8 protein-coding genes and 2 pseudogenes are annotated in these 11,881 nt (G+C 48.9%); 3 read left to right on the top strand and 7 right to left on the bottom strand.

The window, feature by feature from the left end:
* Nucleotides 1–8: 8 nt before the first annotated feature.
* A complete protein-coding gene (gene melR, locus QUF14_RS24855) occupies nucleotides 9–941 on the bottom strand; it encodes a transcriptional regulator MelR (RefSeq protein ID WP_272942094.1) in 933 nt (310 codons plus the stop codon).
* Between the two features lie 258 nt (nucleotides 942–1,199).
* Between melR and melA the strand changes: the two genes are divergently transcribed.
* Nucleotides 1,200–2,555: an alpha-galactosidase gene (gene melA, locus QUF14_RS24860; protein ID WP_000986594.1), complete on the top strand. Its 1,356-nt coding sequence runs from the start codon at nucleotides 1,200–1,202 to the stop codon at nucleotides 2,553–2,555.
* Here melA and QUF14_RS24865 read toward each other — a convergent pair.
* The 5 genes from QUF14_RS24865 to QUF14_RS24885 form a co-directional block, all read right to left on the bottom strand.
* Nucleotides 2,552–3,202 carry a DUF2238 domain-containing protein gene (locus tag QUF14_RS24865; RefSeq protein ID WP_000198764.1) on the bottom strand — a complete coding sequence of 217 codons (651 nt, stop codon included), beginning with the start codon at nucleotides 3,200–3,202 and terminating at the stop codon, nucleotides 2,552–2,554. The genes melA and QUF14_RS24865 overlap by 4 nt on opposite strands.
* A 122-nt stretch (nucleotides 3,203–3,324) precedes the next feature.
* Nucleotides 3,325–4,971 (bottom strand): class I fumarate hydratase, encoded by a 1,647-nt coding sequence (gene fumB / locus QUF14_RS24870; RefSeq protein WP_000066681.1) that lies wholly within the window; start codon nucleotides 4,969–4,971, stop codon nucleotides 3,325–3,327.
* A gap of 77 nt (nucleotides 4,972–5,048) precedes the next feature.
* Nucleotides 5,049–6,389 carry an anaerobic C4-dicarboxylate transporter DcuB gene (dcuB, locus tag QUF14_RS24875; RefSeq protein ID WP_000899522.1) on the bottom strand — a complete coding sequence of 447 codons (1,341 nt, stop codon included), beginning with the start codon at nucleotides 6,387–6,389 and terminating at the stop codon, nucleotides 5,049–5,051.
* 568 nt (nucleotides 6,390–6,957) lie between these two features.
* Entirely contained in the window at nucleotides 6,958–7,677 is a 720-nt protein-coding gene (gene dcuR, locus QUF14_RS24880) for a two-component system response regulator DcuR (RefSeq protein ID WP_000611290.1), read from the bottom strand.
* On the bottom strand, nucleotides 7,674–9,305 hold the full coding sequence (locus QUF14_RS24885; RefSeq protein ID WP_001216492.1) for a sensor histidine kinase: 1,632 nt from the start codon (nucleotides 9,303–9,305) through the stop codon (nucleotides 7,674–7,676). The genes dcuR and QUF14_RS24885 overlap by 4 nt, the downstream gene beginning before the upstream one ends.
* 180 nt (nucleotides 9,306–9,485) lie before the next feature.
* Between QUF14_RS24885 and yjdI the strand changes: the two are divergent.
* Nucleotides 9,486–9,626, top strand: a pseudogene (yjdI, locus tag QUF14_RS24890) (4Fe-4S mono-cluster protein YjdI); the annotation flags it as partial.
* Nucleotides 9,627–9,686: 60 nt separating this feature from the next.
* Here yjdI and QUF14_RS24895 read toward each other — a convergent pair.
* A pseudogene (locus QUF14_RS24895) lies at nucleotides 9,687–10,795 on the bottom strand (IS3 family transposase).
* A 477-nt stretch (nucleotides 10,796–11,272) separates the two neighbouring features.
* On the opposite strand from QUF14_RS24895, the gene QUF14_RS24900 reads away from it, so the two are divergent.
* Nucleotides 11,273–11,845, top strand: a complete 573-nt coding sequence (locus QUF14_RS24900; protein ID WP_000661409.1) for a hypothetical protein — start codon at nucleotides 11,273–11,275, stop codon at nucleotides 11,843–11,845.
* The last annotated feature ends 36 nt before the right edge of the window (nucleotides 11,846–11,881 follow it).

Here is an 11,881-nt window from a genome sequence, read left to right on the forward strand (position 1 = left end):
TATCGTCTTTAGCCGGGAAACGTCTGGCGGCGCTGTTGGCTAAGTTTGCGGTATTGTTGCGGTGACATGCCGACATATTTGCCGAACGTGCTGTAAAAACGGCTACTCGAACGAAAGCCTGCCGTCAGGGCAATATCGAGAATACTTTTATCGGTATCGCTCAGTAACGCACGAACGTGGTTGATGCGCATCGCAGTAATGTACTGTTTCATCGTCAATTGCATGACCCGCTGGAATATCCCCATTGCATAGTTGGCGTTAAGTTTGACGTGCTCAGCCACATCGTTGATGGTCAGCGCCTGATCATAGTTTTCGGCAATAAAGCCCAGCATCTGGCTGACATAAAATTGCGCATGGCGCGAGACGCTGTTTTTGTGTGTGCGCGAGGTTTTATTGACCAGAATCGGTTCCCAACCAGAGAGGCTAAATCGCTTGAGCATCATGCCAATTTCATCAATGGCGAGTTGGCGGATTTGCTCATTCGGACTGTTCAATTCCTGCTGCCAGCGGCGCACTTCAAACGGGCTAAGTTGCTGTGTCGCCAGTGATTTGATCACCATGCCGTGAGTGACGTGGTTAATCAGGTCTTTATCCAGCGGCCAGGAGAGAAACAGATGCATCGGCAGATTAAAAATCGCCATGCTCTGACAGGTTCCGGTATCTGTTAGTTGGTGCGGTGTACAGGCCCAGAACAGCGTGATATGTCCCTGATTGATACTCACTTTTTCATTGTTGATCAGGTATTCCACATCGCCATCGAAAGGCACATTCACTTCGACCTGACCATGCCAGTGGCTGGTGGGCATGATATGCGGTGCGCGAAACTCAATCTCCATCCGCTGGTATTCCGAATACAGCGACAGCGGACTGCGGGTCTGTTTTTCGTCGCTGCTACACATAAAAGTATCTGTATTCATGGATGACTCTCTTTCCTGGAATATCAGAATTATGGCAGGAGTGTAGGAATATGACTGCGAGTGGGAGCACGGTTTTCGCCCTCTTGCCTGAGGGGCGAAGGGATCATCCGAGTACCATGAGGCCGAAAACTCTGCTTTTCAGCTAATTTATTCCCATAAACTCAGATTTTCTGATGCTTCACACAGGATCTGAGTTAATGGGAATGCTCAGCCTGGAAGCCGGAGGTTTTCTGCAGATTCGCCTGCCATGATGAAGTTATTCAAGCAAGCCAGGAGATCTGCATGATGTCTGCACCTAAAATTACATTTATCGGCGCTGGTTCGACGATTTTCGTTAAAAATATTCTTGGTGATGTGTTCCATCGCGAGGCGCTAAAAACGGCGCATATTGCCCTGATGGACATTGATCCCATCCGCCTGGAAGAGTCGCACATTGTGGTGCGCAAGCTGATGGATTCAGCGGGGGCCAGTGGCAAAATCACCTGCCACACCCAACAGAAAGAAGCCTTACAGGATGCCGATTTTGTCGTAGTGGCATTTCAGATTGGCGGTTATGAACCTTGCACGGTGACTGATTTTGAGGTCTGTAAGCGCCACGGTCTGGAACAAACCATTGCCGATACGTTGGGGCCGGGCGGTATTATGCGCGCGCTACGTACCATTCCGCACCTGTGGCAAATTTGCGAGGACATGACGGAAGTCTGCCCCGATGCCACTATGCTCAACTATGTTAACCCAATGGCGATGAATACCTGGGCGATGTATGCCCGCTATCCGCATATCAAACAGGTAGGGCTGTGCCATTCGGTGCAGGGAACGGCGGAAGAGCTGGCGCGTGATCTCAATATCGACCCAGCTACGTTGCGTTACCGTTGCGCGGGTATCAACCATATGGCGTTTTACCTGGAACTGGAGCGCAAAACCGCCGACGGCAGTTACGTGAATCTCTACCCAGAACTGCTGGCAGCGTATGACGCAGGGCAGGCACCGAAGCCGAATATTCATGGCAATACTCGCTGCCAGAATATTGTGCGTTATGAAATGTTCAAAAAGCTGGGCTACTTCGTCACGGAATCGTCAGAACATTTTGCTGAATACACACCGTGGTTTATTAAGCCTGGTCGTGAGGATTTGATTGAGCGTTATAAAGTGCCGCTGGATGAGTACCCGAAACGCTGCGTCGAACAATTGGCAAACTGGCATAAAGAGCTGGAGGAGTATAAGAACGCCTCCCGGATTGATATTAAACCGTCACGGGAATATGCCAGCACAATCATGAACGCTATCTGGACTGGCGAGCCGAGTGTGATTTATGGCAACGTCCGTAACGATGGTTTGATTGATAACCTGCCACAAGGATGTTGCGTGGAAGTGGCCTGTTTAGTTGATGCTAATGGCATTCAGCCGACCAAAGTCGGTACGCTACCTTCGCATCTGGCCGCCCTGATGCAAACCAATATCAACGTACAGACGCTGCTGACGGAAGCCATTCTCACAGAAAATCGCGACCGTGTTTACCATGCCGCGATGATGGACCCACATACCGCTGCCGTGCTGGGCATTGATGAAATCTATGCTCTTATTGACGACCTGATTGCCGCCCACGGCGACTGGCTGCCAGGCTGGTTACACCGTTAAGAGGTAATCGCTTCCGGCGCTCTGGTGATTAAGCCATAGCGCCGTAGCTGGCGGCAATGAAAGCGAGCAAGGAATATCACCGTAGTTAATGCACCAAGCAGCGCGCAGAACATATCGGATTGTGTGTCCCATTGGTCGCCCTGGGTACCGAGAAAATCATCCGCTCCCTGACCCATTGCCAGCGCTGCCCACCACTCGATTAATTCATACATCGCGCTTATCGCCAGCGCCACGCAGCAGACCAGAAACGCCACCATTTTACGTCCGCGCACGTACATCCCGCGAACGAGAATTTCTCGCGCCACCAGTGCAGGCACCAGCCCCTGGAAAAAATGCCCCAGCTTGTCATACGGATTACGGCTCAACCCCAGCCATTCCTGCACCTCAAAACCAACGGGGACTTTCGCGTAGGTGTATTGCCCGCCGACCATCAGGATGATGGCGTGAAAGAAAATGAGCGTATAGAGCAGCGGCGTTAACGGATAACGTTTAGCGGTGGCAAGCAGTAGCGGCACGACAATAATCACCGGTGTCACTTCCATCAGCCAGGTGAGTTTGTCATTGGCCGAAATGCCGGTATAAATCAGGATTAACGTTAGCGCCAGTGCGCCGGTGTTAAGAATTAACGGCTTGAGTGTGCGGGTCATGGTGAGTTCGCAAGTCAGGGAAAATACTGACTATTCACCAGCAAGCGTGAAATTACAATCGCAAAAGAGGTGGCCCAGGGGGATCACCTGGCAGCATGCTGCCAGGCGCTGGGCCGTAGAGGTTACTTAGTGCAGTTCGCGCACTGTTTGTTGACGATTTGCTGGAAGAAGTCGTTGCCTTTGTCATCGACCAGGATAAACGCCGGGAAATCTTCTACTTCGATTTTCCAGATAGCTTCCATACCCAGCTCCGGATAAGCGACGCATTCCAGATGCTTGATGCTCTGCTGCGCCAGTACCGCCGCCGGACCGCCGATACTACCGAGGTAGAAGCCGCCGTGTTTATGACACGCGTCGGTGACCTGCTGACTGCGGTTACCTTTCGCCAGCATGATCATGCTGCCGCCGTGGGATTGCAGCAGATCCACGTAGGAGTCCATACGACCTGCGGTGGTTGGGCCAAGTGAACCTGATGGATAACCGGCAGGCGTTTTCGCCGGACCCGCGTAGTAGATCGGGTGATCTTTGATGTACTGCGGCAGTTCTTTACCGGCGTCAATCAGCTCTTTCAGCTTGGCATGTGCAATATCGCGACCCACGATAATAGTGCCGGTGAGCGACAAACGGGTGGATACCGGGTATTGCGAAAGCTGGGCGAGGATCTCTTTCATCGGGCGGTTAAGGTCGACTTTCACCGCTTCGCCTTCACCAGCCTGACGCAGTTCTTGTGGAATGTACTGGCCTGGATTGTGTTCCAGTTTTTCGATCCAGATACCTTCGCGGTTGATTTTCGCTTTAATGTTACGGTCAGCGGAGCAGGAGACGCCCATACCTACCGGGCAGGATGCGCCGTGACGTGGCAGACGGATCACGCGGATGTCGTGCGCGAAGTATTTACCGCCAAACTGCGCGCCAAGGCCGAGTTTCTGGGCCTCTTCCAGCAGTTCCTGTTCAAGCTGGACATCTCGGAACGCCTGACCATGTTCGTTCCCTTCGGTCGGCAGTTCATCGTAATAGTGAGCGCTTGCTAACTTGACGGTTTTCAGGTTGGTTTCCGCAGACGTACCGCCAATCACAAACGCGATATGGTACGGCGGGCAGGCTGCAGTACCGAGGGTACGCATTTTCTCAACGAGGAAGTTTTTCAGTTTGCCGGGAGTCAGCAGGGCTTTGGTTTCCTGGTAGAGATACGTTTTATTGGCAGAGCCACCGCCTTTGGCGACGCAGAGGAATTTGTACTCATCGCCATCTACCGCGTACAGGTCGATTTGCGCAGGCAGGTTAGTGCCGGTGTTGACCTCTTTGTACATGTCCAGCGCCGCATTCTGTGAATAGCGCAGGTTATCTTCGATATAGGTGTTATAGACGCCTTTCGACAGCGCTTCTTCATCACCGCCGCCGGTCCACACGCGCTGACCTTTTTTACCGACGATGATCGCGGTGCCGGTGTCCTGGCAGGTTGGCAGCACGCCTTTGGCGGCGATTTCTGAGTTTCTTAAGAATTGCAGCGCCACGTACTTGTCGTTTTCGCTGGCTTCTGGATCGTGAAGAATTGCAGCAACCTGTTTCTGGTGTGCCGGGCGGAGCATGAAAGAAGCGTCGTGGAAGGCTTGCTGCGCCAGCAGAGTCAGGGCTTCTGGTTCCACTTTCAGGATTGTTTCGCCGTCGAAGTCGGCAACGCTAACGTAATCGGACGTGAGGAGATAGTATTCGGTATTGTCTTTCCCCATCGGGAAAGGTGCCTGGTAGATAAAGGGTTTGTTTGACATAGCTTCCAGCCTGTAACTCTGTATTTGTTATTCGAAAATGGCGTGCCGCGCAGTCACGGGCGGCACGCAAAGTGCATTTATAAGAACCCGTACATCGCAGCGAAGATCCAGCCGAAGACGCACGATACGCTCACACCAATCAACCCCGGCAGAATAAAACTGTGGTTGATGACGAAGCGACCGATGTGGGTGGTGCCGGAACGGTCAAACTGAATCGCTGCCAGGTCGCTCGGATAAGTCGGCAGGATGTAATAACCATAGCAAGCCGGTGCTGAAGCCACGATGTATGCCGGGTCAACGCCGATCGCCAGCGCGACCGGAACAATCGCCGCTAGCGCCGCGGCCTGAGAGTTTACAAACTTGGAAACCAGCAGCAGAACAATGGCATAGGCCCACGGATACTCTTTCACCATTTCACCCAGTACGCCCTGAATTTCAGACATATGCGCACCGAACATGGTTTCCGCCATCCATGCGATACCGTACACCGCCACGATGGCGATCATACCGGAACGGAAGACTTCGTTTTTTGAGATAGACGCAGGATTGGTTTTGGTCAGGATAATAATCAGCGCCCCGGTTAGCAGCATAAACATCTGAATAACCAGTACCATCGACAGCGGTTTGCCACCGAAGGATGGACGCAGGTCCGAATCAGCACCAAGAAGTGCAACTACAGCGATTGCCCCGAGGAAGATCCACATTGCCAGCCAGTTGCTTTTCGGCAGTTTTTTATCCAGCAGCGTCGCGGTATCACCGTAAACATACTCACGGTTTTCCGGTACGGAGATGAATTTCTGGAACTCTTCATCTTTATCCAGATCTTTACCGCGGAACCAACTGAAGATACCGATCGCCAGGATACCGATTAACGTCGATGGAATGGTGATTGCCAGCAGGTCGAGGAACTCAAGATGGCGACCATCAAAGGTGACATTACCCAGCATCGCAACCAGAGATACGACCGCAACCGACACTGGGCTTGCGATAATCCCCATCTGTGCACCGATAGAACTTGCCGCCATCGGACGTTCCGGACGGATGTTGTTCTTAATAGCAACGTCGTAGATGATCGGCAGAATGGTGTAAACCACGTGGCCCGTACCGCAAAGAATGGTCAGCGTGCAGGTTACAAACGGTGCGACAATGGAGACATATTTCGGATTGCGGCGCAGCAGCTTCTCGGCAATTTGCAGCATGACATCAAGACCGCCCGAAGCTTGCAAGGTCGCCGATGCCGCCACCACCGCAATGATAACCAGCATGACATCAACCGGTGGTTTACCTGGCTGAAGGTGGAAGACAAAGACCAGAATGACCAGGCCGATACCGCCTAATAAACCCAGCGCGATACCGCCCTTTCTGGCACCATAAAACAGACATATCAGTATTATGATAAGTTGGATAGTAAATAACATGTGTAAACCCTCGCGATAATCCTATTTAAATTTTTGCTGAATAGATCACAGTCACGTTCTGTTTTGTATGAACTGTTTTCAGAGCTTGACTAAATATCCGTTTGGTCGTTACCGGCTTGAGTAAATACCTCACAGTGAATATTGGCTGATTAAAGCAGCGGCAAATTTATGCACTGTGATAAGCGGTTTTTTCAGAGAGAAATACTCTCTGGCGATGGGTTTATAGTTTGTACTACGCAGATGTTAATGTTTTGTTTGCTGCTATCTTATTGATACTTATTGGTATAATTTTTGTTCTCAGGGTAGGTATCATCAGGTTTATAGATTATTCTTAACTACCCATTTGTGGGTAAAAATACACATAATGTGGGCGACATAATAGTTAATTAACTTTTGTTAGCGTTTTGAAATTAAAAACACCGTTCATCCGAAGAGATATTAATTTTCAGCGGTGAGAGAGGGGGAATTATATTTGATCTGGCACAAGTTTTACTGATGAACGATGTAACTTGTGCCAGGGGTATTTTGCATTACTGTAATAATTATTACTTACAGATAACCGTGATCGTTATTGGCAATATTGTTTAAGTAGTGAGTAATGTTCTGCCTGAATACGATAACGATAAACCGGACGACCTGTGACGCCATAATGGATACTGGTGAACAAGATGTGGCAGTTGACCAGCCAGATGAGATATTTACGGCAGGAAACACGCGAGATGTTAACCTCATTAGCCAGCTCGTCGGTTGAAAACTCATAGTCCTGATGCGCGTCAATCCACTGGCACAGCGTGCGTAACGTCTGTGGTGTTAAGCCTTTTGGCAAGCGACGAGGATCCTGCTCGTTGGAGCTGCTGCCGTGGATTAGCTGATCAAGCTCGGCCTGGTCATAATACTGATGTTTTTCCAGCGCCATTTTCTTTTGCCGCCAGCCGGTGAGCGCCTCTTCAAAGCGGGTAGCCTGGAAGGGTTTGATCAGGTAATCCACGACTCCGTAATGCAGCGAATCTTTAATGGTTGCGGCATCGGCAGCGGAAGAGATAACAATCACATCACTTTTGCAACGCGCATTATGCAGAACAGGCAGTAAATCGAGCCCGTTCTCTTTTTGCATATAGATATCGAGCAATATCAGGTCGATAGGCGTATCGCTATTGAAGATAATCTCTTTGGCTTTCTCCAGCGTCGAGGCCGTTCCACAGCATTGAAAGCCTGGGATTTGTGCCACGTATCGACGATTCAGCTCCGCGACCATTGCGTCGTCATCAATAATTAATACATTGATCATCTGTTCGACCTCTCCCCATCCCAGGGTATCTGGACAAAAAATTGTGTGAAAATCCCGGGTTCCGATTCCACGGCGATGCTGCCGCCGAGATTTTCTACCTGTTGTTTGACAAGTGCTAAACCGACGCCTCGCTCGCTTCCTTTTGTCGAGACACCTTTGTCAAAAATGTGATCGATTTTGTCGGGTGCGATCCCCGGTCCATCATCGTTAACTTCACAGTGCAGCCAGCCGTGACGGTAGTGCAATGTTACGCTAATTTCGCCACCGGGTTCCGGCCCTAATGCCTCCAGCGCGTTTTCTATCAGATTTCCCAGCGTGGTAATCAGCGTCGCGACCTGGTCTTCACTGCCGCTGTCTGGCAACTGGCTTTCGCTGTTTAAAATCAGCGTATGGCCTAAATCGGTCGCGCGGTTAATCTTGCTGATTAAAAAACCAGCGATAACTGGAGATTTGATCTTACCCAGCAGAGAGCCAATCTCTTCCTGATAGTTATTGGCTGTTTTGAGAATGTAATCTTCCAACTGCTTATAACTCTTCAGATGCAATAATCCGAGAATCACATGCAATTTATTCATAAATTCGTGGGATCGTTCACGAAGTGCGTCAGCATAGTTGACCAGACCGTCGAGTCGCTGCATCAGTTTACGTACTTCAGTTTTGTCCCTGAAGGTTGAAATGGCACCGATGATAACGCCATTACTGCGCACCGGAACGGTGTTGATCAGTAATAGCCGGTCTTTAATCGTAATCTCTTCGTCGCGCCGCGGGGTACCGTCGCGTAACACTTCCGAGACATCTACCACCTGTGACCACGCGTGGCTTAGCGTCGACAGTTTCTCATCGTCCTGCGACTTACGGTAATTCAGCAATTCTTGTGCGGCATCGTTGATCAGTGTGACCTCGCCGCGATCGTCCACGGCAACGACGCCTTCTTTGATCGACTGCAACATGGCCTGGCGCTGCTCAAAAAGCGTGGAGATTTCGTAGGGTTCCAGGCCGAAAAGGATTTTTTTCAGTACTTTAACCAGAATGCAGGTGCCGATCAGTCCGACCAGCATGCCAAATAATACCGACCAGATGATGCTCCAGCGACTGTCATTGATCTGTTGAGTCACGCGGCTTAACTCAAGGCCGATCGCCACCACGCCAATTTGTTTATGATTTTCATCGTAGATGGGGGTAAATACGCGTAAAGCCTGCGCCAGAAAACCGCGATTAATAGCGATATTTTCCTCGCCATTCAGCGCTTTAAGGATGTCATCACCTTTAAATGGCTGACCAATACGCTGGGTTTCAGGATGCGAGTAGCGAAGACTTTGCATATCAGTAACGACAATAAATAGCAGATCGTTGCGTTTGCGTACGGCTTCCGCGATGGCCTGGATACCACTCTCCTGCGGTTTTTTCTGCAAGCCCTGACGGATTTCCGGCGAGTCGGCGAGGGTACGCGCCACTGCCAGCGCCTTGTTGGCTAGCCCGTCTCGCGTCATATCACTGATTTGCGAGAAGTAAATCAGATGCACCACCAATAGCACCGAGAACAGTACCGCACTGACCATTAAGATCACAGTGGTACTCAATTTCATCGGACGTTTGCGTAACATACGGTAGGGCAATGAATGTCTCATCAGCTTCCTTGTGTGACAAATTTCTTAAGCATTATCTCTGATGAGGCGGGTAATTCAAAGGGAGTAAGAATGATTGGCTATATAGGGGAAGAGACTCTGGGAACGGAAACTGCCAGTGCTGTATGAAGATTCCGGGGCTATGCTTATAGTGAAAACCATACTGATGAGAGAGGGAAGGTCATGGATCAGGCGCTACTGGACGGGGGTTATCGCTGTTATACCGGCGAAAAGATCGATGTCTATTTCAACACTGCGATATGTCAGCATTCTGGCAATTGCGTACGTGGTAACGGCAGGTTATTTAATCTCAAACGAAAGCCGTGAATCATGCCGGATGAAATTGACGTCACCACTGTAATGAAAGTGTAGTGGATCACAAAATCAAGACAACGGAATAACCTGTTTCCACTTTTCTTCATGCAAGCAAGGCGATAAACCACCATTGTTTGTATGAGGTCGATAAACGTTGTAATAACCATTTATCCACCGGTTTATATCGCGTACTGCATGGCAAAAATCACCATAACCACCTTTCGGAAGCCATTCACTTTTAAAGCGGCGAAAGAGTCTATCCATCGGCGAATTATCCAGGCAATTCCCTCTGCGACTCATACTTTGCATTACCCCATAACGCCAGAGTAACCTTCTGTATTTATTGCTTTTATATTGAACACCTTGATCTGAATGAAACAGCAGACGGCCATCACGCGGTCGTGTTTCCAGAGCATTACGCAAAGCCCTGCACGCCAACTCAGCATCAGCGGTTAATGAAAGGGCTGAACCGATAATCCGACGTGAATATAGATCAACAACGAGCGCGAGATAACATCATTTGTCCTGCAGGCGAATAAAACTGATGTCGCCGCACCAGACGCGGTTTGGTGCGGCGGGGTTAAATTGCCGATTCAGTAAATTTGGCAATGGCGGACTTTTGTCTTGGTTTACCCGGTAGTGATGTTTAACCGGCTGTCGACTTGTCAGCCCGCATTCCCGCATCAGTCGTCATGCCAGCCACCGGCCTGCATCAACGCCACTCTGGCGCAACATCTGACTGATTGCCCGGCTACCGGCTGCGCCACGACTGAGAGCATGGAAAGCCCTCACCCGACTTCGTAATTCAATTCTTTGCACATTAACAGGACGCGTCACCTGCGCGTAATAAACGCTACGGTAAATACCGAATAAATGACAAAGAACCCGCACTGACCACTTTGCTTTCAGCCGTGTGATTAGCGCGACAGTTTCCCGGGGATTTCGCTCATCAGCACGGCAGCCTGCTTTAGTATTTCTTTTTCCATCTCAAGGCGCTTTATCTGCGCTTTTAGCTGCTGAATTTCGCGTTGTTCAGGGGTAATGGCATTACCAGTGGGCTCAATACCCTGAAGTTCTTGCTTATACAGGCGTATCCATTTGCGCAAATGGTCAGGGTTGAGCTCGAGTGCCTGCGCGGCTTCTCTGACATCACGCTGGTATTTAACCACCTGCTCGATAGCTTCGAGCCTGAACTCCGGGTTTAGTCCGACGAGTTTTGAGTATGCATCACCTCATTTTCACTGTTTTAACATTGACAGGATGTCGAGGTGTCCTGCATTACCGACCCACTACACGTAGCGATCACTGTCATTGACAGATTGATGATGCCGGAGAATCTCTAAATGAGAATAGCACGATTATGCGGGATACTTAGGCTACCTTATATCGAAATTTATCATTAAACTTAAACTTTATTATTATATTATAGTTATATTCATATGAGTTTATACTTTTTCAAAGCATTATTTATACTTTATATGATAAACAGATAGATGCTCATAAATGTTGTCTTGTTATTAGTATTTTATCCTTTTCTTATATTTTTACAATAAGAAACCTATATTTATAATCAGAAAGAAAACACCCCTTGAATAATTTTTTAGGATGCGTAATTTCATAATCGATGTGATATAACTTAAGTAAATGGTGACAGAATGAAAGAGTTAAATAGAGAAGATTGTGAGAGAATATATGGCTGTGGTATAAATATTGCTCCGGCATTACGGGGACTGGGAGAATTCGGTGAAGATTTTGCCCATGGGGCAGAAGGGGGGATTCAGCTGGCCGATGCCCTTGGGTTGTTTGAACCTCCAGAAAAATCTACACCAAAATACACATCAGATCCGCAATTATTGAATATGGATGTCAATATTGCGAATACCTATATGCATGAGATACAGACGCATACCGGCAGCGATCAAATTACAGATACTATGCGTGAAGATGCTATTCATAATTTACAAAATGATGGGCGGGTTTATTTTAATCCTTTATCAAATCATTTTGAGTCTCTGGGCGGTACGCCAGGTGAAGGGGCATTTTCTCCAGATGAAATTAAAGATCCTGATGTAAAACAATTTATTGAACAGGGAATGAATAAAGACGTACAGGATGTGCATTCTTCTGATGCATCAGTAGCACACAATGCCCTTGAGTCTATACAGAACAGCACAAGAGAAGGGGCATATCATTTTTCTGTTGAACAAAATAAATTTGTTGTCGGGTAATATGATAGAGAGAGGGGGGATACCCCCTCTTAAAAT

Origin of the sequence: Escherichia sp. HH091_1A (genome assembly GCF_030295175.1) — a bacterium.
GTDB lineage: Bacteria > Pseudomonadota > Gammaproteobacteria > Enterobacterales > Enterobacteriaceae > Escherichia > Escherichia coli_F.